We start from the raw sequence: 26,277 nt of genomic DNA, 5'->3' as shown, positions 1-26,277 counted from the left end.
AGCAGGCGGCCCCGCCTTGCTGCGTCCCTTGGCGCAGCCGTGAGCGTTTTTTTGCGCAAACTGGCTTTTTATCACGATTGCGCGTAAAGTGTGCGGAACGGCCTCTTCCCCTGGAGTGTACTATGGACATCGGAGCATATACGTTTGAGGAATTCCGCCGTCTTGCCGAAAATTTCCACGGCTACGCGGCCCCCGGCCTGCTGGTGGGCGGCTATATGGTGGAGCTGGCAAAACGCCAGCTGCCCCCGGGCACCCTGTTTGAGGCCGTGGTGGAATCGGGCAAATGCCTGCCCGATGCCGTGCAGCTGCTCACCGTGTGCAGCACAGGCAACAACCGCCTGAAAATCCACAATCTTGGGCGTTATGCCGTCTCGCTGTTTGATAAGCACACCGGCGAGGGCGTGCGCGTAAGCCTGGACCCCGCAAGGCTGGACCAATACCCCGAAATCCGGGGCTGGTTCCTTAAGGAAAAGCCCAAAAAGGACCAGGACGTGCCCCGCCTGGAGCTCGAAATAGAAACCGCCGGCGACAGCATCTGCAAGCTGGAGCCCGTGACGGTCAAGCGGCGCTTTCTGGGCCACAAGCACATGACCCGCATTGTCTGCTGTCCGCTCTGCGGCGAGGCTTACCCCGTGGAGGACGGCCCCGTGTGCCGCGGCTGCCAGGGCGAAGCCCCCTATGTGCTGGCCCGGCGCGAAGTGGCGCAGCCCCACCCCCGCGACGCCGGGCCCCGGCCCGCCCCTGCGCAGCGCGTGCTGCCCGTGGAGGAAGCCGTGGGGCAGATGCTCGCCCACGATATGACCCGCATTGTGCCCGGCCAGTTCAAGGGCCCGGAATTCAAGGCCGGCCAGCGCATCAGCGTGGGGGATATCTGCCGCCTGCAGCAGATGGGCCGCTTTCATGTGGCCGTTGTGCCGGAAGCCGCGCCCAAGGATACGGCCGCCCCGGTGCACGAAAACGAAGCCGCCGAAGCCTTTGCCCGCCGCATGGCCGGCGAGGGCGTGACCTATGCCCTGCCGCCCCACGAAGGCAAAATCGATTTTACTGCCGAGCGCGACGGCCTGTTCTGCGTGGATGTGGAGCGCCTCTACCGCTTCAACCTGGTGCCTGAGGTCATGGCCGCCGCCCGCCAGGATGCCACTCAGGTCAAGGCCGGCGGGCCGCTGGCGGGCACGCGGGCCATCCCTCTTTACATCACGCGCGAACGCTTCTCCCAGGCCCTGGAGGCCCTGGAGGGCGGGCCGCTCTTCCGCGTGCTGCCCCTGCGCAAGGCGCGCGTGGGCATTTTGGTTACCGGCACGGAGGTCTTCCAGGGCATTATTGAGGATAAGTTCATCCCGGTCATTACCGCCAAGGTGAACATGCTGGGCTGCAGCGTGGTCCGCACGGATATCGTGCCCGACGACAAAGCCGCCATGTGCGCTGCTGTGGCGGCCATGCGCGCTGCCGGGGCCGATCTGCTTGTCACCACCGGCGGCCTTTCTGTGGACCCGGACGACGTGACCCGCCAGGCCCTGGTGGAAGCGGGCCTCACCGACGTGCTCCACGGCGTGCCCGTGCTGCCCGGCACCATGAGCCTTATAGGCCGCATCCCCGCGCCCGCGGGCGCGGAAGGGCCGGATATGCAGGTCATGGGCGTGCCCGCCTGCGCCCTGTATTACAAAACCACCTTCCTGGACCTTATGCTGCCGCGCCTGCTGGCCGGGCGCTCTCTCACCCGCGCCGAAGCCGCCCGCCTGGGCGAAGGCGGCTACTGCCTCGCCTGCCATACCTGCACCTGGCCCAAGTGCTGGTTCGGGAAGTAGACGTTTGCGTGGAGGGGAGAAGCGGCAAGGGCGCGCCCTGAAGGGCAAGGGCGGCGGTTTCCGTGCCGTTATGGCCCTTTTTGCAGACCGGGGCGCGGCGCTCGTCCTGTTTTTCGCCGCCCCCGGCTTGACAAATGAGCGCCCTTCGGCTAGTTATCCTTACAGAACTTTGGAGCAACCTCTTCACGGTTGAAGAGGAGAAGGCACAGCCAGGTCAGCAGTGCGCACAAAGAGCTGCCCGGGCCGCAATGGCCGGGACAACACACTGTGGAGCCTCATATGCCTTCGTACGCCTTCTTGTCGGCGCAGCCAGCCGCGCCTTGCCGCAACGCCCCCGCCGGTCTTCCTGACCGCGCAGGGCGTTTTGCGTCTTACGCTTCCTTCATGCCGCCCTTCATGGGGCCTGCCCGCAGGACGGGTTCGCCGGCCGCTTGCCGCCTGTGCAACGGCCAGAGCAGCTGCCTTTGAGAATATGCATTCTCAAATGCGGCACGCCCGTTCCGGCGCTTAACAGCGCAAACACAGTGCGCTTACGCCTACACGGCGAGCGTCTGCTCGCGTAGTCGCTGCGGCATTTCAAAATTGAAATGCCGCAGGCCGCGCCTGTCCTCATCTGCCCCCACACATAAGTAAAAATCAGACCGCCCTCCCCCGGCGGCATCTCCCCGACGCCCTTTGCGGCGTCCACCCCAGAGGAGTCTCCCGTGCCCCATATCGCCCTTACCCGTCCCGCTGCCGGGCAGCATCTGGAAATCCCCGCCCAGGCCCAGAGCCGCATTGTTCTGGAGTTCGCCCCGGATACGGCCACCCTGTTTCGCCAGGGGGATAATCTTGTATTCAGTTTTGAGGATGGCGGCAGCGTCAGCCTTACCGATTTTTACAAAGTGGTCACCAGGGAGACCCTGCCGGACTTCAGCGTGGACGGCGCGTCCATCCCCGGCGAGGAGTTCTTTGCCGCGCTCAACGACGCAGACCTCATCCCCGCCGCCGGGCCCGGCGCCAACGCCACGGGCGGCGGCCGCTACCACGATTATGCCCAAAACTCCCTGCAGGACGGCACCTGGCACCTGGGCGCGCTGGACTATCGCACGGCCTTCGGCGGCGAGCCTTCCTCGGATATCTGGACCTACGGCAACCTCGACAACAACGACAACAACGAGCCCGAGCTGAGTACGGCGGGCGCGGTGCTGCACCTGGCCCTGCGCGAGGCGGGCGAACCCGGCCCCGGCGTCAGCGACCCCGGCGTGCCCAGCCAGAGCGGCAGCTTCCACGTCAGCGACGCGGACGGCGACGCCCTGAGCGCCGTGGTGCGCATTGCCGGCCAGACCGTGGCCATCAACGGCACGACCACGGTGGCGGGGCAGTACGGCGCCCTGGTCATCACCCCTGTGGGCAGCGGCGCGGACGTCACCTACAACTTCACTTACACCTTGAACAACAGCCCCTACGGCGCAACGGATTCCCTGGCCCAGGGCCAGCGCGTCACGGACCACATCTTCATCGACGTGACCGACGGCCGGGGGCACACCATCACCCAGCCCATTGACGTGCACGTCACCGGCACCAACGACGCCCCGGACATCCAGCAGGTGGACGACTTCCAGCTCAAGGAAGCGGGCGTGTTTTCCGGCGCATACGGAACCAAGGACCGCGACCCCGACACCCTGCACAGCGTTGAAAACAACCAGACGCAGGATGCGGGCCAGGCCGACCCCAACGGCGATTTGAGCGGCAGCCAGCAGCGCACTTACGCCACCGGGCAGATCCAGGCGCTGGACCCGGACCAGGGCGACGCGCTTACCTACGGCGTCACATCCGTGGCGGTCGGCGGCACGGCCTACACTTCCGTAGCGGACAACGCTCTTGCGGACGCGGGCCACGCCGCCTATGACAAAGCCATCCACACGGATTACGGCACGCTCTACTTCAGCACCGCCACGGGCCAGTACCGCTTTGACCTGGACAACAGCGCCGACGGCAACGTGAACAAGCTGGCCGAAGGCCAGCGCGTGGATCTGGTCATCAATCCCACCGTCACGGACAAACTGGGCGTGAGCGACGCGGACGCCAACCACCTGCGCCCGGACCAGGGCGGCGCGGCCGTGGACGGCACTATCAATATCGTCATCTGGGGCAGCAACGACCAGCCCACGCTGGAGCTCACAAGCGGCAACGCCCTGACCAGCACCGAGGACGCCGTAACCAGCGGCCCCAACAGCGTTTCCGGCACGGTGGCGGGCGCGGATGCGGACAACGGCGATGCGCTTTCCTACGCCTTTGCCCTGGGCGGCGATGCCGTTACCCTGGACGGGGCCAGCCTGGAAAGCATGCTCTATGTGCTCAAGGACGGCGACGGCCTCAAACTCTCGGACGTCAAAGGGCCGGATTGCTATGGCACGCTGCAGATCAGCGGCTCCGGCGCGTCCGCCGCCTATACGTTTACTCTGGACGATACGGCGGATGTGGTCCAGAAGATGGATACGGGCGACGCAAAAAGCGTGGACTTCACCGTGGCCGTGGCAGACCAATACGGGGCCTACAGCCACGAGACCATCACACTGACCATCCACGGGGCCAACGACGCGCCCACCTTTGCGAGCGTCCAGAACCTGGTGGTCAAGGAAAGCGGCCTCTACTACGCCCAGGCCGACAACAAGCTGCACGCGGCGGAAAACAGCACGGAGACAGAACTTACCGCCGGCGACCCCGCCCCCGACCAGTACAAACTTATAGCCGAAGGAACGCTTGCGGCTGCGGACGCGGACGCGGGTGATACCCTCACCTACGGCATCCAGACCTCGGACGGGGGCAGCCACTTTGCCGTCAATGGCGAGGTGACCGTCTACCTCAAGGCCACAGGCAACGTGCTTACCAAGGGCTACAGCATTGTGAGCGAAAAGCCCGCTGACGGCAGCTTCTGCGGCACGCTCACCCTGCACGCGGACGGCACCTACACCTTCACTCTGGAGGACGGGGCCAAGGCGGTGGACGCCCTGGCGGAAGGAACAAGCGCCGCCATCGCCTTCACCCCTCTGGTTACGGACAGCAAAACCTTTGACGCCAGCGGGCAGCCCTCGGAAGCCGTCCACGCCGTCACAGAAGGCAGCCTCACCGTGACGGTCAAAGGCAGCAACGAGCAGCCGGAAATTTCAGACAAAGGCTGGAACAACGGTAACCATACCGTCACTGAAGACAGCGGCTCCTACAGCATCACCGGCTCCGTGAGCGCCACGGATGCGGATACCCCCGGCGGCGACAAAATTTCTTATGGCCTGACGCTCAAGATGGAAGACGGCCAAAACGTTGTTACAACCCTGTATGTCAAAGACGATGGTTCGGGCAATCTGGTGCTCAGCGCAGATCAGGGGGATTACAACTCCTGCTACGGCAAAATCAGCATCAACAGCAGCTCTGGCGCGTACACCTTTACCCTGTATAACAATTCAGAGCTGGTGCAATCTCTGAACGAAAGTGACGGCATAAAAATCATCACCATCCCCGTTGTAGCGAGAGACAAGGCAGGAGCCTACGACAGCACAGACATTACCGTGCAGATTAAGGGCGCGGACGACGCCATGGCGGCCGCCAACAAGGATATTATGGTGGCAAATGTGACGGAAGACGGCACAAGGTTCGTCAGCAATGCGGACAATAACGCCTCCCCCACCGCCGCCCCGGAAGCCTCCTTTACCATCCAGACCACGGACGCCACCAGTGTGGACGACCTGCAGTTCGGCATCATGCAGGGCGGCGTCTTCACGCCCATCGCCGTAGGCGGCACGCTGGCCACGGCCTACGGCACGCTGACCATTACCGGCATTACGGACAACGGCGACGGCTCCTTCACCGCCATCTACGGCTATACATTGGATAACGCCAATCCGGACGTCAACAACCTGCAGGCCGGAGCAGGCCTGGGGGACGCCATCACCCTGGCCGCGCGCGACACGCGCCACGACGCCGACGAGGCCCCCGCCACCCAATCCCTGGAGGTCCACATCCACGGGGCCAACGACCGCCCGTATTTTGTGGACAGCGCGGGCAATACGGTCACGGAATTCACCAGCGAAGCCACCCTTACGGAGGACAACGCCAAGGGTATGGTCAGCGGCACGCTTACCGGCGTGGACGCGGACGACTCCACGGGCAGCCTGACCTACGGCCTGGTGGACGGCGGCAAGGTGGTGCAGGTCATGCAGGGGCACTACGGTATCCTGACCCTGACCAAGGACGGCGCTTACACCTATACCCTCACTGACACGGCGGCCCTGCAGGCCCTGCGTGCGGGCGACACCCTGACGGCACAGGACTATCTGAACCAGGAAGACTTCACCGTCCGCGTCATGGACCCGCACAACGCCTACACTGACGGCACGCTGCACATTGAGATCACAGGCGCGGCGGACGCCCCCAACATCACCGTGGGCCCGACCACCGTGCGGGAAGACGACGGAGTAGTGGTCACGCCGCCGGTGGATCCCAATGATAACCCCGCCGTTTCGGGCATCTTCGGCCTGAACGCCACGGACCACGGCGATGAAGCAAACTTTATTGACAAGGGGACATGGTCCGGCAGCGCCAACGGCGAGTACGGCTCCCTGGCGGTCAATGCCGACGGCAGCTATACCTACACCCTCACGGCCAACGACACGGAGGCCGTCCAGTCCCTGCCCGCAGGGCAGAGCGTGACCGACACCTTTACCGTCACGGTGAAGGGCGCGGACGGCACAAGCGTGAGCAAAGAAGTTACCTTTACCGTCACCGGAACCAACGACGCCCCGGTCATTGACGTGGCCCAGAGCACCTTGAACGGCGCGGCAAAGCAGAATGTCTTTGAGACCAGCCCCGGCGATTGGTCGGATACGACCAACCCCGGCGTGGTCTTTACCGGAACCGTGGCGGGCACGGACGTGGATACGGGCGATACCCTTACCTACGCCTTTCTGGACAGCAGCGGCCAACAGGTCAGCCAGCTTGCCACCCAGTACGGCACCATTGCCGTAGACCCCAAGACCGGGCAATACACCTACTACCTCAACAACGAAGCCTCCATTCCCGCCGGTGCACAGGACACGGTGCAGGTGGTGGCCGTGGACCAGCACGGCGCACAGTCCGAGGCCGAAACCATCACCATCGACATCACGGCCAACCCTGGCACGGGCAGCGGCCCGGACAACAGGGGGCTTTCCAGCGACAGCGATCTGTCTGCTGCAGTGCAGGAAGACAACGGGCAGAACTGGAACCCCCTCATGGATACCGAAGGGCCCTCGGTCACGGCTTCGGGCCAGCTGCAGGCCGAAGACAGCAACGGCGATCCGGCCCCTGCCACGGAATTCGGCGTCAAGGGGGCTGACGGCAGCCAGGTGCAGGGCCTGCAGGGCCAGTACGGCTATCTTTCCGTCAACCCGGCCACGGGCCAGTACGTCTATACCCTGGACAATGACAGCGACGTCATCCAGACCCTCAACGAGGGCGAAACCCTCACTGAGAATTTTACGGTCATGCTCAACGGCAAGGAGCAGGACAAGCCCGTCACCGTCACCATTACCGGCACCAACGATGCGCCGGTCATCACCCAGGCCGACGGCTTCACCCTTGGGGAGGTGGCGGCCAACGGCAGCATCAACGGGCTCACGCACAGCGGGACAGTGAAGGCCACGGACGTGGACGCGGGCGACGCCCTGACCTACAGCCTGCGTGGCGACAACGATGGTGATGGCGTCATCACCACTACCCACGGCGCCGTTACCCTCAACCAGGACGGCAGCTATACCTATACGGTCACGGATAACGCCCACCTTACCGCAGGGCAGGAACTGCACGACGCCTTCACCGTGGTGGTGACGGACGCGCACGGCGCAACCACCACAAAAGAAATCCCTGTCACCATCAAGGGCGCCAACCACGGGCCGGAAATCCTCACCGGCGCGCCCACCAGCGGGGACGTGGCCGAAGACGGCCTTACCCAATGGTCCAACAGCCTTGGCGTGCTGTTCGGCGACGACGAGGGCCAGGCCAACCTCAGCTACAAGGTCGTGGCGGGCGACGGCAACTTCAGCGGTGCGGGCATTCTCGCTCAGGGCGCATACGGCACGCTCTACATCGACCCTGTCAGCGGCAAGTATGTCTATGAGCTCAACAACAATGACCCGGCAGTGCAGGGGCTGAAAGAAGGCCAATCCGCCACGGATACCTTCCACATCCAGGCCACGGACGCCCACGGGCAGAGCGTCAGCACGCCCATCACCGTTACCGTCGCCGGAACCAACGACGCGCCGGAGCTTACCGTCAACAAAGCGCTTATCGTGCGGGAAGGACAGGGGAACCAGACCGACAGCGGCAGCCTCACGGCTTACGACAAGGACGGCGACGTTCTTACCCTGACCGTGAGCCACGGCGGCAACAGCGAGATAGTAACGCAGGGCGACAGCGGCGAGGCAACGGTGGCGGGCCTGTACGGCACGCTGACCCTCAATGCGGATGGCACCTACAGTTACGCGCTGACCAGCGACGCCCTGGGCGCGGGCGAGACCGCCACGGAAACCTTTACGGTCACGGCCAGCGACGGCCGTGCGGACTCGCCCCCGCGGGAGATCACCGTCAACCTGGTGGGGGCCAACGACGCCCCCGTGGCCCACGACCCCACCAGCACCCTGGCCCTCAACGGTCTTATCCCCGGCGAAGTGGCCTCCATCGCCGTTGCCAAGGCGGAGCTGGGCACGGACCCGGACCAGACCGACAACGCCGCGCTGACCTACCAGTTCAGCAGCTCCAACGGCCAGTACGGCAGCCTCCATTATGACGCCGCTGCCGGCGAGTACGTCTACACCCTGGACACCAGCGCCGCGGGGCTCCTCAAACTGGCCCAGGCCCACGCCGCGGGCGCGGACCTGACGGAAACGTTCAGCTATGCCGTCAGCGACGCGCACGGGGCCAGCGCCACCGGCGCCTACACGGTGCAGCTGGATGCGGCCCTGCCCGCTACGCCGGACGTGAGCGACGGCCAGGACCACCTGCTCTTCGGCGGCACGGGCGACGACATCATCTCCGGCGGCGCGGGCAACGACATCATCTCCGGCGGCGCGGGCAACGACAGCCTGACCGGCGGGGCGGGCGACGATAGCCTCCTGGGCGGGGCGGGCGACGATGCGCTGCACGGCGGGGAGGGCCATGACCTCCTCTATGGCGGTGACGGCGACGACCTCATCTACGGCGATGCCGGCAACGACAGCCTGTACGGCGATGCGGGCAACGATACCCTGTACGGCGGCGACGGCCACGACTACCTGGACGGCGGCGCGGGCGCGGACGCGCTCCACGGCGGGGCGGGCAACGATATCCTGCGCTACGATCCGGCCGATACGCTGGCGGACGGCGGAGAGGGCATCGACTTCCTGGTGGGCAAAACCGCTTCGGGCGATCTGGACAGCCTACTGGCCTCCGGCGCCGTCAAGAACATAGACGCCCTGCTCACCGACCACGGCGGCACCGCCGCGGATGACACCCTCAGCCTCACCAGTCTGGCAGCGCTGCAGGATAAGGGCATCACCGTGCAGGATATAGAGGGCAAGGCGACAATAGTTCTTGACAGCAACTGGCAGGCCGTGGAAGGTGATGCCCATACCTTTGTCAATACCGCCGCCGATCTGCAGCTCAATGTGGCGCAGACCGCCACGGTCAGCGACGATACGGTGAGCCACGCCATCCACATCATCACGTCGGATTCCGGCGGATAGCCCAGGGGCTGCCGCCCCGGGCAAACAAGAAGAGGGCGGCGGGGGGAACTTTTCCCCCGGTCAGCGTCGTGTTCGGGGCCGCGCGTCCCGTTGCCATCGTCAGCCGCAAAGGAGTCCGCATGCGCATTCTGGTAGTGAGCCACGTCTTTCCCGGCGAGTTCGGGCAGCTGGCCGCGGCCCTGGCGGCCGCCGGGCACGAGGTGATTTTTGCCGCGGCCCACGGCCGGCGCGAGGCGCGCATCCCCGGCGTGCGCCACATGGACCTGCGGGACGTCCCCCTGCGCCGCCCCCCGGAAGGGGAGGAAGACCCCTACGGGGTTGCCCTGGCCGGGCGCATTCTGGACAGAACCTGCGCCCGCGCCCGCGATGGGGCGCGCCGTCTGGTCCGGCTGCGCGCCGCAGGCTGGGAACCGCAGATCGTCTGCTGCTCCGCGGCCCACGGCAACGGGCTCCTGGCGCGCGGGCTCTTTCCGCAGGCTTTTTTTGTGGTTTACGGCGAATGGTATACGGCCCCGGAAGGCGAGGCCTTCGCCCCCCAAGCCGTAGGCAATCTTCTGCAGGCCGCCGCCCTGGGCGAAAGCCACTTGGCCTTCACCTCCACGGATTGGCAGCGCACCCGCTATCCGGAGGCCCTGGCCCAGCGGCTGGAAGTCTGGCCGCGCTGCGTGGACACGGCCTTTTTTTCTCCGCCCCCGGTGGGGGCAAAAGCGCCGGAAGAAGAGCTGATCACCTTTTCCGGCCGGGGTATGGAATCCCCGCAGGCCTTTCTGCGTTTGCTCGCGGGTCTGCCCCACCTGCTGGAGCGCCGCCCCCGCTGCCGGGCGGTCCTTCTTTCCAGCCTGGGCGAGCCCCTGCCCCAAGACTGCCCGCCAGAGCTCAGGGCCGCCCTGCGCTCCCCGCGCGTGCGCCTGCTGCCTTACGTCCCCCGCGCGGAATACCGCGAGCTGCTGCGGGCCTCTACCTTCTACGTTTACTGCAATTCCTCCCAGACCCTTTCCTCCGGCCTCTTTGAGGCCATGGCCTGCGGCCTGCCCGTGCTGGCTACGGATACGGGAGCCGTGCGCGAAGTGCTGCGCCACGGGCAGAACGGCTTTCTCTTCCAGGGCGCAGAGCCTTGCAACCTGGCCGACCGGGTGGGGGATCTGCTGGAAGCCCTGCCCGGCATGACTAACCTGCGCCGCCAGGCCCGCCGCAGCATTGAGGGCTACTGCGCCCTGCGTACCGAGCTGCCCCGCCAGCTCAACCGCCTGCAGGAGGCCTACGCCCGCTGGGCGCGCGAACACAAAACGCGGTAGCGCGAAGGGGCAAAGGCTCCAAGGCGCAGCAAAGCCGCCAATCAGGAACGCCGGAACAACAACGACAGCCTGCACGCGCCGGAGGCTTGCGGCGGCCGCAGGCCAAGTCGGCCCCTCACGGCTTGCGCGGCGGGGTCAGCTCCGCATCCACAATCTCTTCGTCCGCAGCGCCGGGCGGGGTTGCGGGCGGCACAGGGCCGTCGGCCCCGCTCCTGGCCCCCTCCTGCGCGCCGGCCTCGGGCCCGGCCGGGCCCTGGCCCTGGGGCAGGGCCTGCGTATCCACCACCTGCGCGCCCAGGGCCAGGCGCTGTTCAGCATTCTGCGGCAGGGGCACGCAGCCTTTGTCCACCAGCACAATGCCCGTGCGCTCCAGCACCTGGCGGCGGTAGGCGTATTCCTCCTGCATTTTATGGTGCCGGTAGATAAACCAGCGGTGCACCAGGTAGCATACGGCCAGCAGGGCCGCGGCGCTGCCCGCTATCCAGGGGATGTAGGGCACAAGCGCGCCGCCCATGCGCACCAGGGCCGTAAAGGCCCCGTCCACAAAAAACAGGCCCGCGCCCAGCAGCAGAATGCCCAGCAGCACCACCACTGTGGGCGCATTGCGGATAATGGCGTAGAACCGCCGCAGCCGTTCGGGCACCTGGGCGTCGTCCGCATCGTCCGCAGCACCGCCCTCGCCCTGCGGGGCCGCCGCGTCCTCCCGCCCCAGAAAGCGCGCCACCCAAGTGCCGGAAAGGTGCACCAGCAGCATAAGGCCCACCGGGGCCAGGATGGCCGCCACCGCCCAGCCCAGCCAGGGAAAGCGGGCCAGGGGCGGCCCGCCAGGGGCTTCCGGCGCGGCGTGCATGACCCCATAAAAAAAGGACACGCCGCCCACCACCAGCTCCACCAGGAAAATGGCCACCATAAGGTATAACAGGGCGTCCTTGTACGGTCCGGCATACCAGGCCAGCCGCCTGCGGCCGGGCCTTGCGGCGGACCGGGCCTCGGCGCGCCCGTTCTGATCAGTTTTGCGCATGCGTGCTCCCCCAAGGATAGCCAGCATACTTTGCCGCGCGCCGTCCCGCAAGCCCTGGGCCGCCCCTTGCCCGCAGGGCGCTTCTGGCTTACCGTGCGCGCAGGCGCAAGGGAGGACCAAATCATGCATGTACTGGTGACGGGCGCGGCGGGCTTTATCGGCTACCACCTCTGCCGCAGGCTTCTGGCCGACGGCCACAGCGTGGTGGGCCTGGATAACTGTAACGATTATTACGACGTGCAGCTCAAGCGCGACCGCCTGGCCGCCCTGGCCGCGCTGCCCCAGGCCGCGCAGTTTCGCTTCGTCCCCACGGATCTGGCCGACGCCCCGGCCCTGGCCGCGCTTTTCGCCCAGGAGGGCTTCAGCCATGTGGTCAACCTGGCCGCCCAGGCCGGGGTGCGCTACAGCCTGCAGAACCCTGAGGCCTACCTCAACGCCAACCTGCTGGGCTTTGGCCACATTCTGGAAGGCTGCCGCCGCTGCAAGGTGGAGCACCTGGTCTTTGCCTCTTCCTCCTCGGTCTACGGGCTCAATGCGGCCCAGCCCTATTCCGTGCGCCACAATGTGGACCACCCCGTCAGCCTCTACGCGGCCAGCAAAAAAAGCAACGAGCTCATGGCCCACGCCTACAGCCACCTGTTTCGTATTCCCTGCACGGGTCTGCGCTTCTTTACCGTCTACGGGCCCTGGGGCCGCCCGGATATGGCCCTGCACCTCTTTACCACGGCCATCCTGCGCGGGGAACCCATCAAGGTTTTCAACCAGGGCCGCATGCGCCGCGATTTCACCTATATTGACGACATTATCGAGGGCGTGACCCGCATTCTGCCCCTGGCCCCCGGCCCGGACCCGGACTTCGACCCCGCGGCCCCCAACCCGGCCAGCAGCTCCGCGCCCTGGCGCATCTACAATATCGGCAACAACCACACGGTGGAGCTCAACGACTTTATCGCCACGCTGGAAGACGCCCTGGGGCGCAAGGCCGTCAAAGACCTGCTGCCCATGCAGCCCGGCGACGTGGCCGCCACCTGGGCCGACATCGACGACCTCACCGCCGCCACGGGCTTCGCCCCCCGCACGCCCCTGCGCGAGGGCATCGCCCGCTTTGTGGCCTGGTACCGGGAGTACTACAAATTATGACCGTCCCCGCAATGCCCATCCCCACGCCCCAACGCCCTGAAATCCTCGCTCCGGCCGGGGACGCCCCCTCCTTTTTGGCCGGACTGGCCGCCGGGGCCGACGCCGTATACCTGGGGCTGAAAAACTTTTCCGCCCGGATGCAGGCCGAAAACTTCGGCCTTACCGAGCTTTCGCGCCTTACGGATCTGGCCCACGCTTCCGGCGCGCGCGTCTATGTGGCCATGAACACCCTGCTCAAGCCCGACGAGCCCGCCCAGGCCTACCGCCTGGCCGCCCGCCTGGCCCGGCAGGTGCGCCCCGACGGCCTGATTATCCAGGACCTGGCCCTCCTGGATCTGGCCCGGCAGGCGGGATTTGAGGGCGGCCTCTTCCTCTCCACCCTGGCCAACCTCACCCATCCCCAAAGCCTTCTTGAGGCCCGCGCCCTGGGGGCCAGCCGGGTTATCCTTCCGCGCGAGCTTTCCATCGACGAAATCCGCCTTATGGGCGAGGCCTGCCCCGAAGGCCTGGACCTGGAATGCTTTGTTCACGGCGCGCTCTGCTACTGCGTTTCCGGCCGCTGCTACTGGTCCAGCTACATGGGCGGCAAAAGCGGCCTGCGCGGCCGCTGCGTCCAGCCCTGCCGCCGCGTTTACCGTCAGGGCGGGCAGGCCGCCGCCCAGGCCCTCAACCGGCAGGCCGCGCCCGACGCGCTCTCGCGCGGACGTCGCCCGGACGGCCGCCCCAACGGACCAGCAGAACGCGAGGACAACCGCGCCCGGCGCGCCTCTGCCGCCCGCCGCCCCTCCCGCCCCGGCAAGGAGCACGAGGGCCGCTGGTTCTCCTGTCAAGACCTTTCCCTGGACGTGCTGGTCAAAACCCTGCGCGACGTGCCCCACCTGGTCTCCTGGAAAATCGAAGGCCGCAAAAAAGGCCCGCACTACGTCTACCACGCCGTTACGGCCTACCGCCTGCTGCGCGATAACCCCGGCGACCCGCAGGCCCGCAAGACCGCGGAAGAAATCCTCCAGTGGGCCCTGGGCCGCCCCGCCACCCGCGCCCGCTTTCTGCCGCAAAAAGATACGGCCCCCACAGCCGCCGACGGCCAGACCAGCTCCGGCCTTCTGGCCGGCAAGGTGCGCATCGAGCCCGACGGCAGCGTCGTGCTCAAACCCCACTTCGACCTCCTGCCCCAGGACTACCTGCGCGTGGGCGTGGAGGACGAACGCTGGCACGCCACCCTGCCCGTCACCCGGCGCGTGCCCAAGGCCGGCAACCTCATCCTGCGCCTGCCCAAACACAAAACCCCCAGAGCCGGCACGCCCGTCTTTCTCATTGACCGGCGCGAACCTGAGCTCACCGCCATCCTCAAAACTTGGCAGACCCGCCTGGAAGCCCTGCCCGGCCGCCCAAGCAGCCCCGTGGAAAGCCTGCCCGCCCTGCCCCGGCCCGTCAAAGCCGCCCCCAGGCCGGATATGTTCGTCCACGCCAGCCTTCCCCAGGGCAAGGAACGCGGCCGCGGCCGCAATGCCCTCTGGCTCTCCCCGCGCAGCGCCGCCGTCTCCCGCACCCTCATCCCCCGCACCGTCTGGTGGCTGCCCCCCGTCATCTGGCCTGAGGAGGAAGCCGCCCTCCAGCGCGCCCTCCAGCGCCTCTGGCGCGACGGCGCACGCCAGTTCGTCTGCAACGCCCCCTGGCAGCGCGGGCTCTTCCCCCAGGATCTGCCGCCGGAAACCGAGCTCGCCGCCGGCCCCTTCTGCAACTGCGCCAACGCCCCGGCCCTGGGCGTGCTGGCCCGCATGGGCTTTACCGCCGCCTTTGCCAGCCCGGAACTGCCCCGCGAAGAGATGCTCGCCCTGCCCGCCCAAAGCCCCCTGCCCCTGGGCATGGTGCTTGCCGGGTTCTGGCCCGTGGGCCTCAGCCGCTTCCCCCTCGCCGGCGTTAAAGCCAACGAACCCTTCCTCAGCCCCAAGGGCGAACCCTTCTGGGCCCGACAGTACGGCGGCACCCTCTGGATCTACCCCGGCTGGCCCCTGGACCTCACCGCCCAACGCGCCGCCCTCAGCGCCGCCGGCTACAGCTTCTACGCCCACCTGGAAGAAAACCCGCCCGCAGCCCTCCCGGCCCTGCGCCGGCCGGGATTGTTCAACTGGGAGGGGAGTCTGCTCTAGATGTAGAGTGCCAACACGTTGTTCACCCTCCCTCAAGAGGATAAAGCTGGAGTTGCCAGGCAACAGCAGACTTCGAGAGGGAGGCGGCGAACAGCCGTACGGATGTTGACCTGGCAGCAAGAGGTCGGGAGGAAATGATCCGGCGGGTAGGCCATCAGCCCGCCGTCGCAGGGCCCCCTGTACTAACCGCCCCCCCTGTATTAGTTTGTACAGACCGGGGCCATTTTTCGCCCTGGGGCGCGGCCCGTCCCCTGCGTCCCCCATCCGCTCCAAGAGAGGTTTGCCATGAAACTGCCCGAACTCCCCGCCGTTCTGAAACTGCAGGTGGTGCTTAAAACCCTGGCCGTGCAGGTCTGTCTGTTGGTGGGCGTGCTGCTGGTGGCCTGGGGCCTGCAGCGCGTCTACAGCCTGGTGGACCGCACCACCTTCCCCCAGGCCATGAGCGTGCCCGCGGCCGCCGCCGACCTGCCGGACGCCGAAAAAGGCAAAATTTTGCTGGATTCCATCAGCAATCAGATGCGCCGCGAGCTGAACTCCACCTTCGGCTGGAGCTTCAACGACATTATTTTCAACCGCTTCATCCTGGACAACCGCGCCTACCGCCAGTACGGCGTATACCACGCCACCAAATTTCTGCTGGACCTCTACTCCAGCCAGATCGCCAAACTGGGCGCCAGCGACCGCGAAAGCGAATTTCTCTACAAGGCGCGCATCAACAGCTTTGCCATAGACCCGCGCAGCTTCATGTTCCCTTCGGCGGAAGGCTCCTACAAAAAGGGCCTCAAGCTGCTGGAAGACTACAAAGCCTCCCTGGATAAGGGTACCGGCGTTTACAATTGCCGCACGGACGATCTCTACGCCTCCTTTGTGACCGTAACCGGCGAAAACATGCTGGGCTACGCCCAGGGCCTGTTAGAAAACGCGCAGAATCTGCCTTTTTATGAGCTGGATAACCGCATCTATGAAGTGCAGGGCATTGTTCTGGTGCTGCGCGACTTCATCAACGCCCTCTACCAGCTCTATCCGGAAATCAAGGCCAAGAACAACGAAGAAAACATGGCCGCGGCCATGGCCTATATGGACCGCATCGCCACCTATGATCCCCTTTACATCACCTCCACCTTCAATTCTGGCGAGCTGATCCTTTCCTACCTGCTTTTCACCAAGGCCCGCCTGGAAGACATCCGCGACAGCATCCGCATGTAGCGGCCGCGAAAAATTAACAAGGGCCCCTGCGGTCGGGAAACATCCATCCCGACCCGCAGGGGCCCTTTGCGCTGTGGCCTTGCAAGGCTGCAATGCCGTGGCGGCGTCAGCGAAATCCCGCCACAACCCGGCCCTGCTTGAGGGCCGCCAGCCCCAGGGGCAGATCGCGCCACCACAGGGCGACACGGCGGCCGGTCAGGCCTGTCTGGCGGCTCTGGCCGCTGAGCAGGGCCGTCACGTCCTCCGCCGCGTCCAGCACCAGGCTGGTCTGCGGGTCCGGCCGCTCCGGCAGCAGGGCGCGCAACCGTGGGGCCGGGTCCAGGCCGCAGCCCTGCGCCCGGCCCAGCAGGCTGCCCTGCCAGATCAGCTCCGGGGGCAGCAGAATCCGGGCCTGCGCCGGCACAAAGCGGACATGCCCCCCGAAGACCGCCGCTTCGCCTGGCGGCAGCAGCGCGCCGCTGCCTGCCGGGCCGTCCAGGGCCGTGCGCGCCAGCACCTGACCCAGAGGCTGCCCGGCGGCGCGGCTGAGGCCGCCCCGTCGGCCGCGGCCGCCGCGTTCTGCGCCTTGCGGCCTCGCCGCAGCTCCGGGCGTTCCGGAAGGCGCGGGGCCCGCCGCAGGCTCGGCTGCTGCAGCGGGTTTTTCCAGCAAGGCCACATAAAAACCCTGCGCGCCGGAGCGCTCCCCGTCCACGCGCAAGGTGCCCTGCCCGCCAGGCTGTTCTTCCCAGACAAAGCCGGGAAAAGGCGTCAGGGGCACGCGCACAAGGCCCAGTTCTTCTTCGGCAAAGCGCACTTGCGCCTCATTCTCGGCCGGATTGGTGGTGCAGGTGGAATAGACCAGCCGCCCCCCTGGGGCCAGAAGCAGCGCCGCCTGGCGCAGCAAACGGCGTTGCAGGGCCGTGAGGCTGTCGATTTTGTCTCCCTGCCAGAGCCTGAGCACCTGCGGGTGCTTGGCCGCCGTGCCCCAGCCCGAGCAGGGCGGATCCAGCAGAATGGCCCGCCAGCTCTGCGGCCGCAGGGGCAGGGCGTCCCCGCTGTAGGCGCAGGTGGCGGCGTGGAGCAGATTCATCTGATGCAGGTTGGCCCGCAGGGTGCCCAGGCGGGTGGGGGTGGGCTCATTGCCCAGCACGAAGCCTGTGGGGCCCACAAGCTGGGCCAGAAAACCCGTCTTGCTGCCGGGGCTGGCGCACATGTCCAGCACGGCCGCGTCCGCGGCGGGGTTCAGGGCCAGGGGCGGCAGCATGGAAGAGCGGTCCTGAATATAAATATAGCCGAAAAAAGCCGCCAGCGAGCCCCCCAGAGGGCGCGGCTCCGCCAGCAGGCGGCGGCAGAAGGGCGAAAAAGGCTCCGGCGCAAAGGCATAGCCCTGGGCGCGCAGCAGCGCTTCCACCAGCGGAACGGACGCGGGCGGACAAACCAGACGAAAGGAACGGGCGGCGGTGCTCATGGGCGCATAGTAGGGGCAGGCGGCTTTGGAGGCAAGCGCGTGTATTGCGCGGCGGCGCAAGTGCGGATATAGTGCCCCGGTGCGGATTGCCCGCATCCATCGGGGCGCGCCGCCCCTTCCAGCCGCCCGCGCGTCGCGTCGGGCGTGCGCCCATGCCCAAGGAGTGTGGAATGAAATATACCTTGCCACTGGCCCTCGCGCTCTGCCTTATGGTGTTCGGTCTGGCCACGGCCCCCGACGCCGCGGCCAGAAGCGCCGTGGTTCTGCCTTTTGCGGTCAACGCCCCCCAGAGCTACAGCTATCTTTCCAAGGCGGTGCCGGCCACCATCCAGGGCCGGCTCAACCGGCCCGGCGTGCTGGAGGCGCGTACCGGCCAGACCAAGGCAGGCTCCCAGGCCGAGGCGCGGCAGGCCCTGAAGGCCGCCGGGGCGGACGCGGCCGTCTGGGGCTCCGTAAGCGTGGTGGGCGGCCAGAGCACCGTAACGGTTAACGGCGTGGACGCGGCCGGAAAAACCTGGAGCAAGACCGAGCAAGGCCCGGTGAGCTCCCTCACGGCCACGGTGCAGCAGCTGACCGCCGCCCTGGGGCAGGATTTCTTTGGCGTGGCGGCCGTGCGCGCGCCGGGCATGACCGCCGCGAGCGGCTCCACGCCCCGCGGCGACATCCTGGTCAATGAGACGGGCCAGCAGCAGGTTTACCTTAACCCGCAGTTTCGCTACCAGGGGTCCGGGGCCAGCGACGGCTCCCGCCTGCGCAGCCAGCGCCTGCCCTACAATATGGTGGACATGGCCGTGGGCGACTTTAACGGCGACGGCAAGAATGAAATCGCCGTGCTGGGCGACCACGACCTGCGCATCTACAGCTGGCAGCCCGACGGCAAACTCAAGCTGCTGGGCGAGACCTCCATTACCCGCTCCAACGTCTGCTTCTCCATGCGGGCCATCGATCTGGACCGCGACCGGGCCGCCGAGCTGGTGGTGGCCACTTTTGAGGAGGACAGCAACCGCCCCTACAGCTATATTTACAGCTTCAAGGGCAACAAGCTGCGCCAGTTTGCCGAGCGCGTGCCCTACTTCATGAGCGTGGTGCGCCTGCCCCCCACCTACACCCCCACCCTGGTGGGCCAGGGCTGGGATTCCATCAAGCTCTTCGCCCCCGGCGTGCACATCATGGTCCGGTCCGGCGGCAAGTTTGCCCTGGGCACCCGCATTGACGTGCCCTCCGGGGCCACGCCCTTCAACATCGTCTGGCTGCCCGGTGGCCGTCAGAACAAGGGCGACCAGCTCATCATGCTTACGGATACCGAGCGGCTCAAGGTTTTTCAGGGCCACGGCAATTCCCTCATCCACACCACTATGGAGCGTTTCTCCGGCTCCGCCACGGGCATGGACCACTACAAAGGCATGCCCGGCCTGGGCGTGGACAAAAACTATCAGCTCCCCAGCAAGTACTACGCGCCCATGCGGCTCATCGCCGCGGACATCGGCAGCACCGGCGAGTATGTTCTGTTGGTCAACAAGCCCATTTCCACGGCTTCGCAGGTCTTTGACCGCTACCGCTACTTCCCCCAGGGCGAAATCCACGCCCTGTACTGGGACGGCGTGGGCCTGGGCCTCAAGTGGAAGACCCGGCGCATCCGCGGCTCCGTGGCTGAAGTGGACCTGGCCGACGTGAACAACGACGGCGTGCTGGACCTGGTGGTGGGCCTGAACACTTCGCCCGATTTGGGCATCGGCAGCCGCCAGAGCATGATCACCGCGTATCCGCTGGACGTTTCGGCCACAGACCCCAACGTGCCCGCGGACCTGAGCGACTTTGAGGTCACGCCCGGCCGTTAGGCGGGCCTTTCAGGGGCGGTCCGGTCCGGCCGGGCCGCCTTTTTTTTCACCGGCAACAGGGAAGAATCATGCGCATCCTGGTAATCGGTTCCGGCGGGCGGGAACACGCCCTGGTCTGGAAATTTCTGCAGAGCCCGCAGGTCAGCGCCGTGCTGGCCGCGCCGGGCAACGGCGGCACCGCGCGCGACGGCGCGCGCAACGTGCCCGTGGCCGTGGACGACCTGGACGGCCTGGTGGCCTTGGCCCAGGCCGAACGCATTGACCTCGTGGCGCCGGGGCCGGAGCTGCCCCTGACCCTGGGCATCGCCGACCGCATGCGCGCGGCGGGCATTCCCTGCTTTGGGCCCGACGCGTATGGCGCGCGCCTGGAAGGCAGCAAGGCCTTTGCCAAGGAGATCATGCGCCGCGCCGGGGTGCCCACAGCCCAAAGCGCCGTGTTCAGCGAGGCCGCCGCGGCCCGGGAGCATATCCGCCGCGTGGGCGCGCCCCTGGTGGTCAAGGCCGACGGCCTGGCCGCGGGCAAGGGCGTCATTGTGGCCCAGACAGAGGCCGAGGCCCTGGCCGCCGTGGACGAAATCATGGGCCTCCGCGCCTTCGGCGACGCGGGCAACCTGGTGGTGATTGAAGAATGCCTGGTGGGCGAGGAAGCCTCCTTCCTTTGCCTTTGCGACGGCGAACGCGCCCTGCCCCTGCCCTCGGCCCAGGACCACAAGCGCGTCTACGATGGGGACCAGGGCCCCAACACCGGCGGCATGGGGGCCTACAGCCCCGCGCCCGTGCTGCCCGACGACCAGCTGGAGGCCATGGCCGACGCCACAGTGCGGCCCATCCTGCGCGTGCTGGCCAAGGACGGCCACCCCTTTGTGGGCGTGCTGTACGCGGGCCTCATGCTCACCGCTCAGGGCCCCAAGGTGCTGGAATACAACGTGCGCTTCGGCGACCCGGAATGCCAGCCCCTGCTCATGCGCCTTCAGGGCGATCTGCCCGCCATTATGCTGGACGCCGTGCACGGCCGCCTGGACCCCGCAAAGCTGCAGCAAAGCTCGCAGACCGCCCTGGGCGTGGTGCTTGCCGCGGCGGGCTACCCCGGCAGCTACCCCAAGGGCCTGCCCATCGCGGGCCTTGACGAAGCCGAAGCCCTGCCTGGGGTCAAGGTTTTCCATAGCGGCACCAGCCTCACAGACGGCCAGATCCTTTCCAACGGCGGGCGCGTGCTCTGCGTCACCGCGCTGGGCGACGGCCTGGCCGCCGCGCAAAAGGCCGCTTACGCCGCTGTGGAGCGCATCCGCATGCCCCAGAGCTTCTATCGCAAGGATATCGGCGACAAGGGCTTGCGCCGGTTAGGGTAGGGAGTTTCTGCCCGGTTCGCGCGGCCTGCAGCAGGGCAACAAGACAACAGGGAGAATGCATTATGCCGCAAGTGGTTATTTTTATGGGGTCCAGATCTGACGAGGAGAAAGTGGCCCCCTGTGTGGACGTGCTGCGGGGCCTGGGCGTGAGCTGCGTTATGACTGTCAGCTCGGCCCACCGCACCCCGGACCGCACCGTGGAGCTGGTGCGCCGCTACGAGGCCGAAGGCGCGCAGGTTTTCATCTGCGCGGCGGGCATGGCCGCGCACCTGGCCGGGGCCGTAGCCGCCCGCACCATCCGCCCGGTCATTGGCATCCCCATCGGCGGCGCGAGCCTGGCGGGCATGGACGCGCTTTTCTCCACCGTGCAGATGCCCCCCGGTTTCCCGGTGGCCACCGTGGCCCTGGATAAGGCCGGAGCGCGCAATGCGGCCTGGCTGGCCGCGCAGATTCTGGCCCTGGGCGATCCGGCTCTGGCCGCAAAGATGGAAAGCGCCCGCGAAAAAATGCGGGCCGACGTGGCCGCCGCGGGCGAGGAAATCAGCGCCAGATACGCCTGACCTGTTGGCCGTCCGCCCTTTGCGCGCGGGATTTTTGTCGTCTACCGCAGCCGCAGGGCGGGATCGGCATGGCGGATAAACGTGCCGTCTTCCAGCTCCTGGTAGGCCGCGCGCAGTTCCGCTTCCGTATTCATGACAATGGGGCCGCCCCAGGCCACGGGCTCGCGCAGGGGCGGGCCGGAAACCAGCACCATCCGCGCGCCCTGCGAGCCGCCGGTAAAGGCCGCCGTATCGCCCGCGCCCAGCAGGCAGGCGTGGCGCGCTTCCAGGGGCGTGCCCGCCGGGGCCAGGGCGGCCGCGCCTTCCAGAATGTAGGCGAAGGCCGTGTCCTGCGGTGGGACAGCCGTCGTCCAGGTTTTGCCGGGTCTGAGGGTCACGTCCAGAAAGCGCACGGGCACATAGTCCCCTTGGGCCGCGCCCGCCACGCCCGCATACTCGCCGGCCACCACGGCCACCAGGGCGCTTTCTTCATCCAGGCGCGGCACCTGGGCGGCAGTGATGTCCCGGTATTGGGGCGGGGCCATCTTGTCCCTGCGGGGCAGGTTGATCCAGAGCTGCAGGCCCAGCATGCGCGGCGAGGCGCGGGGCATTTCCTCATGCAGGATGCCGCTGCCGGCGGTCATCCACTGGCAGTCGCCGTCGCGGATGGCCCCGGCGTTGCCCAGGCTGTCCTTGTGGTCGATCTCGCCGGCGATCAGATAGGTAAAGGTTTCAATGCCCCGGTGGGGATGCAGGGGAAAGCCCTTGACGTAGTCCTGCGGATCGCGGGAATCAAAGGCGTCCAGCATCAGAAAGGGATCAAAGCGCGCCACTGTGGGGTCGCCCAGCACGCGGACCAGGCGCACGCCCGCGCCGTCCGTGGTGCGGCGGCCGGTAACGTCGTCCGTAACGGTTCTGTAGTTCATGGAGAATCCTTGACGGCCGTGGCCGTTGGTTGCTTGGGTACTGTTGCAAGGCCAGCCCCCGCGCGGCCTGCGCGAGGGCTTCGCCTTGCCTTGAAGGATAAGGCCCCCTGGCAGCTCTGGCAATGCGTCCGGCGCTATCCATAGAGCAGATTAACGTTGCGAATAGGCATTCTCAACGTTGACGCACGCTCGTTTCGGCGCTTAACAGCGCAAATAAATTGCACTTATGCCTCCACAGCGGGCGTCTGCTCGCGCAGCCGCCAGGACATTTCAAAGTTGAACTGCCCTGGCGCGCTGCGGCTTTGTCCGCGCGGCTTTTATTGATATTAAATTTCATTTTTTATGGATATTGTTCAATCATCACGCGGGGCGGCGCAGATACTCTCCCTAACTTTTTTTGCACCGTGCCGATAAGAAGGGCGGCGGAACAATCGCGCCGTCCATTTCGCGTCCACGGGGGCCGGCGGCGTCAAGGCCGGATTGCGGAGCGCCGGCCGTCCCATCCCCCCGCCGCGTTCCCCGTCGCCAGATGCGGCGGGCAAAGACAGGTGACGCATGAGCATACGTCTGCGCATTATTCTGGGCTTTCTTCTCACCACCGTCCTCCTGGCGGCGGGCATCATGACCAACGCCGCCTTTTCGCTGCGCCAGGAGGCGGAAGACGCTTACCGCACTGCGGTCCAGCGGCAGCTGCGCCTTATGGGCGTTTATGTGACCCAGTTCCTGCACACGGCCGAGAACAACGCCGCGCTCCTGGCCAAGGATCCGGACGTGGCCGCCGCGGGCGACGCCTTCCCCACCTACAAATCCACGACCAGCAAATCTGTGTTTCGCCACAAGGACCTTTCCTGGACGGCGCGGAACGTGCTGCGCAAATTTGTGCGCATGGACAAGGCCTATGCGGACTATGCCGAGGTCTACGCCGGTTATGAGGACGGCAACTACGCCTCCTCCTTTGACAATGCGGAGGTGGCTCCGGGCTTCGACATGTCCAGGCGGCCCTGGTATGTGGCGCGCAAAGCCTCCCCGGAGGTCTGCGGCATTTCGCAGAGCTACCTCTCCTATACCGGCGAGATGGTCTTTGCCGTCACCCACAAGATGTTTGACGCGGCAGGCGGCCTCACCGGCGTGCTCGGCGTGGACGTTTCCCTGGCGGGGCTTTCCGCCCGCTTCAAGGACATGAACTTCGGCAAGACCGGCTACTTCATGCTGCTTGAACAGGGTGGGCGCATCCTTTCCGACCCCAGAAACGAGGACTTTGCCGGCAAGGTCATCGGTCAGGAAGTCAAGGATCCCGGCCTGGAAGCCCTGCTGGCCGCTAAGGACGGCATGCTGGCCGTGACCGTGCGGGGCGTGCCCATGCTCGCCACGGTGCGTTCCACGGAATTCGGCTGGAAGATCGCCGCCCTCCAGGCCAAGGATGAAATCTTCGCCGCCGCCTATGCGGACATGCGCGCCATGGGCCTTATCAGCGCGGCCATTACCCTCCTGGCTTTGGGCCTTTCCTTCCTTATCGTCCGTTCCATCAACCGGCCCCTGGACAAGCTGGTGGCCTCGGCCCGGCAGATCGCCGGTGGCGATCTGAGCGTACAGCTGAACGGTGCGGGCTTTTACGGCGAGCTGGCCGCCCTGCAGGGGGCCCTGGCCGAGATGGTGCGCAACCTCAAAGATATGGTCAGCACGGCGGAGCAGAAGAGCGCCGAGGCCGAAAAGCAGACCAGCCTGGCCAAGGCCGCCACGCAGCAGGCGGAGCAGGCCCGCCAGGCCGCAGAGCAGGCCAAACGGGACGGCATGCTGGCCGCCGCCGGGCATCTGGAAGAAGCGGTGGCCGTCATTTCCTCCGCCGCGCAGGCGCTGGCCGCGCGCATCGGTCAGTCTGACACGGCCGCCGGCGAATCCGCCCGTCGTCTGGACGAAGCCGCCACGGCCATGAACGAGATGAACGCCTCCGTGCAGGAAGTGGCCAAAAACGCCTCCGACGCGGCGCGGGTTTCCGCCGAAGCCAGGGCCGGGGCCGTATCGGGGGCGGACATCGTGGGTAAGGCCCTGCAGAGCATCGATCAGGTCCAGGCCGTCTCCCTGGAGCTCAAGGAAGACATGACCCGCCTCGACGCGCACGCCCAGGCCATCAGCCGGATTATGGGCGTCATCTCGGACATTGCGGATCAGACCAATCTGCTGGCCCTCAACGCGGCCATTGAGGCCGCCCGCGCGGGCGAGGCCGGGCGCGGCTTTGCCGTGGTGGCCGACGAAGTGCGCAAACTGGCGGAAAAAACCATGACCGCCACCAAGGACGTGGGCAGCGCCATCGCCGCCATCCAGGAAAGCGCGGACAAAAGCGTGACCGGCATGGACAACGCCCTCAAGGAAGTGCAGACCGCCACCGGCTTCGCCAGCCAGTCCGGCGAGGCCCTGCGGCAGATCGTGAGCCAGGTGGAGGCCGCCGCCGATCAGGTGCGCGCCATCGCCGCCGCCGGCGAGGAGCAGTCCGCCGCCAGTGAAGAGATCAACCAGTCCATTGTTCAGGTCAACGCCATTGCCGCCCAGAACACGGAGGCCATGCACGAGGCCGCCGAGGCCGTGGGCCACCTTACGGCCCAGGCCCAACGCCTGCAGGAGCTCATCACCGCCATGCAGCAGGGCTGACGGCAATGTAACCATTTGAAAAAACAGGGCGTGGGGCTGTTCGGCTCCGCGCCCTTTTCAGTCGGCCCGCAAGACGCTACACTGCAAACAGGAGAGTGTGCACCATGAAGCAAACCTACGCCGCCCGGCGCGAAAATCTGCGTCGGGCCATGCGCGCCCGCGGCCTGGACGCCTTGCTGGTAAGCCACGCCGCCAACCGCTACTATCTTTCCGGCTTTGAACTGCACGATCCGCAGTGCAACGAAAGCGCCGGCCGCCTGGTCGTCACCGCCGACGGGCGGGACTGGCTGGCCACTGACGCCCGCTACGCCGATGCCGCCGCCCGGCTGTGGGACGAAGACCGCATTTTTATTTACGGCGGCGACGGCGTGGAAGGGCTCTGCCGCCTGCTGCGCCGCTGCGGCGGCCGCGTGGGCCTGGAGGCCCGCGGCGTGAGCCTGGCCTTTGCCAGGGCCCTGACCCAGGCCGGGCCCGGCCTGTGCCTGGAGGCCGCCGACGGCCTGGTGGAAGACCTGCGCCTGATCAAGGACGCCGCCGAAATCGCCGCGCTGGAAAAATCCTTTGCCCTCAACCACAAAATGCTGGACTGGGTGGCGGGGGAGCTGACTCCGGGCCGCAGCGAAAGCGAACTGAGCTGGGCCATTGAGCGTTTTTTCCGTGAAAACGGGGCCACGGAGCTGGCCTTTGCCAATATTGTGGCCGTGGGCAAAAATGCGGCCCTGCCCCACGCCGTGCCCGGCGCGGACACGATTACGGAAAACTGCCCGGTGCTTATTGACGTGGGCTGCCGGGTAGAGGCCTACTGCTCAGACCAGACCCGCACCTTCTGGGTGGGCGAGGCCCCCACGGCGGCCTTCAGCCGCGCCCTGGAGCTGACCCGCGCCGCCCAGGAGGCCGCCCTTAAGGCCATGCGGCCCGGTCTGCCCCTGGCCGAGGCCTATGCCCTGGCCCGCCGGGTCTTTGAAAAAGCGGACGCGGCCCAGGCCTTTACCCACGGGCTGGGCCACGGTGTGGGCCTGGAAACCCACGAGGCCCCCAGCCTCTCCCCCCGCGCCCAGGGCGCGCTCCGGCCGGGCATGACCGTTACGGTGGAGCCGGGCCTCTACTACCCCCAGTGGGGCGGCGTGCGCTGGGAATACACGGTGCTGGTGGAAGAGGACGGCGTCAGAATACTGTAGG

Annotated in this window: 14 protein-coding genes; 11 read left to right on the top strand and 3 right to left on the bottom strand. The window is 66.7% G+C overall.

Annotated elements, in window-relative coordinates; all coding sequences use genetic code 11:
* Positions 1-122 precede the first annotated feature (122 nt).
* From BLS55_RS04430 to BLS55_RS04420, 3 genes are all read left to right on the top strand, one after another.
* Positions 123-1,805: an FmdE family protein gene (locus tag BLS55_RS04430; protein WP_092153158.1), complete on the top strand. Its 1,683-nt coding sequence runs from the start codon at positions 123-125 to the stop codon at positions 1,803-1,805.
* A gap of 704 nt (positions 1,806-2,509) precedes the next feature.
* Entirely contained in the window at positions 2,510-9,541 is a 7,032-nt protein-coding gene (locus BLS55_RS04425) for a VCBS domain-containing protein (RefSeq protein WP_092153157.1), read from the top strand.
* 119 nt (positions 9,542-9,660) lie between these two features.
* Positions 9,661-10,836 (top strand): glycosyltransferase, encoded by a 1,176-nt coding sequence (locus tag BLS55_RS04420; RefSeq protein ID WP_092153156.1) that lies wholly within the window; start codon positions 9,661-9,663, stop codon positions 10,834-10,836.
* 115 nt (positions 10,837-10,951) lie between these two features.
* On the opposite strand, the gene BLS55_RS04415 is transcribed toward BLS55_RS04420, so the two are convergent.
* Entirely contained in the window at positions 10,952-11,857 is a 906-nt protein-coding gene (locus BLS55_RS04415) for a hypothetical protein (RefSeq protein ID WP_180365395.1), read from the bottom strand.
* 123 nt (positions 11,858-11,980) lie between these two features.
* On the opposite strand from BLS55_RS04415, the gene BLS55_RS04410 reads away from it, so the two are divergent.
* The 3 genes from BLS55_RS04410 (at position 11,981) to BLS55_RS04400 (ending at position 16,353) form a co-directional block, all read left to right on the top strand.
* On the top strand, positions 11,981-12,997 hold the full coding sequence (locus tag BLS55_RS04410; protein ID WP_092153245.1) for an NAD-dependent epimerase: 1,017 nt from the start codon (positions 11,981-11,983) through the stop codon (positions 12,995-12,997).
* The gene (locus BLS55_RS04405) at positions 12,994-15,147 is read left to right on the top strand and encodes a peptidase U32 family protein (protein WP_092153155.1); all 2,154 of its coding nucleotides are present in this window, start codon (positions 12,994-12,996) and stop codon (positions 15,145-15,147) included. The genes BLS55_RS04410 and BLS55_RS04405 overlap by 4 nt, the downstream gene beginning before the upstream one ends.
* 285 nt (positions 15,148-15,432) lie before the next feature.
* Positions 15,433-16,353 (top strand): DUF2333 family protein, encoded by a 921-nt coding sequence (locus BLS55_RS04400; protein ID WP_092153154.1) that lies wholly within the window; start codon positions 15,433-15,435, stop codon positions 16,351-16,353.
* A 106-nt stretch (positions 16,354-16,459) separates the two neighbouring features.
* Here BLS55_RS04400 and BLS55_RS04395 read toward each other — a convergent pair whose 3' ends face one another.
* A complete protein-coding gene (locus BLS55_RS04395; protein WP_092153244.1) occupies positions 16,460-17,800 on the bottom strand; it encodes an NOL1/NOP2/SUN domain family protein in 1,341 nt (446 codons plus the stop codon).
* 170 nt (positions 17,801-17,970) lie between these two features.
* Between BLS55_RS04395 and BLS55_RS04390 the strand changes: the two genes are divergently transcribed.
* The 3 genes from BLS55_RS04390 (at position 17,971) to purE (ending at position 21,547) form a co-directional block, all read left to right on the top strand.
* Positions 17,971-19,638: an FG-GAP repeat domain-containing protein gene (locus BLS55_RS04390; protein ID WP_092153153.1), complete on the top strand. Its 1,668-nt coding sequence runs from the start codon at positions 17,971-17,973 to the stop codon at positions 19,636-19,638.
* Between the two features lie 68 nt (positions 19,639-19,706).
* Entirely contained in the window at positions 19,707-20,987 is a 1,281-nt protein-coding gene (gene purD, locus BLS55_RS04385; protein ID WP_092153152.1) for a phosphoribosylamine--glycine ligase, read from the top strand.
* A gap of 62 nt (positions 20,988-21,049) precedes the next feature.
* Entirely contained in the window at positions 21,050-21,547 is a 498-nt protein-coding gene (gene purE, locus BLS55_RS04380) for a 5-(carboxyamino)imidazole ribonucleotide mutase (protein ID WP_092153151.1), read from the top strand.
* Between the two features lie 41 nt (positions 21,548-21,588).
* Here the strand turns inward: purE and BLS55_RS04375 are convergent, their stop codons facing one another.
* Positions 21,589-22,452: a pirin family protein gene (locus BLS55_RS04375; RefSeq protein WP_092153150.1), complete on the bottom strand. Its 864-nt coding sequence runs from the start codon at positions 22,450-22,452 to the stop codon at positions 21,589-21,591.
* Positions 22,453-23,007: 555 nt separating this feature from the next.
* Here BLS55_RS04375 and BLS55_RS04370 point away from each other — a divergent pair.
* Positions 23,008-25,098, top strand: coding sequence for a methyl-accepting chemotaxis protein (locus tag BLS55_RS04370; RefSeq protein WP_092153149.1), 2,091 nt, complete (start codon positions 23,008-23,010; stop codon positions 25,096-25,098).
* 104 nt (positions 25,099-25,202) lie between these two features.
* Positions 25,203-26,276 (top strand): M24 family metallopeptidase, encoded by a 1,074-nt coding sequence (locus BLS55_RS04365; RefSeq protein WP_092153148.1) that lies wholly within the window; start codon positions 25,203-25,205, stop codon positions 26,274-26,276.
* Position 26,277: the final 1 nt, after the last annotated feature.

The organism is Desulfovibrio legallii (genome assembly GCF_900102485.1).
Lineage (GTDB): Bacteria > Desulfobacterota > Desulfovibrionia > Desulfovibrionales > Desulfovibrionaceae > Desulfovibrio > Desulfovibrio legallii_A.
The sequence above is the reverse complement of the archived record's forward strand: the minus strand, read 5'-3'. Positions and strand labels throughout refer to the sequence as shown.

Coding starts and splice junctions, on each gene's coding strand:
- BLS55_RS04410 (WP_092153245.1), top strand. CDS start 11,981: ATGCATGTACTGGTGACGGGCGCGGCGGGCTTTATCGGCTACCACCTC.
- BLS55_RS04400 (WP_092153154.1), top strand. CDS start 15,433: ATGAAACTGCCCGAACTCCCCGCCGTTCTGAAACTGCAGGTGGTGCTT.
- BLS55_RS04390 (WP_092153153.1), top strand. CDS start 17,971: ATGAAATATACCTTGCCACTGGCCCTCGCGCTCTGCCTTATGGTGTTC.
- BLS55_RS04405 (WP_092153155.1), top strand. CDS start 12,994: ATGACCGTCCCCGCAATGCCCATCCCCACGCCCCAACGCCCTGAAATC.
- BLS55_RS04420 (WP_092153156.1), top strand. CDS start 9,661: ATGCGCATTCTGGTAGTGAGCCACGTCTTTCCCGGCGAGTTCGGGCAG.
- purE (WP_092153151.1), top strand. CDS start 21,050: ATGCCGCAAGTGGTTATTTTTATGGGGTCCAGATCTGACGAGGAGAAA.
- BLS55_RS04365 (WP_092153148.1), top strand. CDS start 25,203: ATGAAGCAAACCTACGCCGCCCGGCGCGAAAATCTGCGTCGGGCCATG.
- purD (WP_092153152.1), top strand. CDS start 19,707: ATGCGCATCCTGGTAATCGGTTCCGGCGGGCGGGAACACGCCCTGGTC.
- BLS55_RS04370 (WP_092153149.1), top strand. CDS start 23,008: ATGAGCATACGTCTGCGCATTATTCTGGGCTTTCTTCTCACCACCGTC.
- BLS55_RS04430 (WP_092153158.1), top strand. CDS start 123: ATGGACATCGGAGCATATACGTTTGAGGAATTCCGCCGTCTTGCCGAA.
- BLS55_RS04415 (WP_180365395.1), bottom strand. CDS start 11,857: ATGCGCAAAACTGATCAGAACGGGCGCGCCGAGGCCCGGTCCGCCGCA.
- BLS55_RS04395 (WP_092153244.1), bottom strand. CDS start 17,800: ATGAGCACCGCCGCCCGTTCCTTTCGTCTGGTTTGTCCGCCCGCGTCC.
- BLS55_RS04375 (WP_092153150.1), bottom strand. CDS start 22,452: ATGAACTACAGAACCGTTACGGACGACGTTACCGGCCGCCGCACCACG.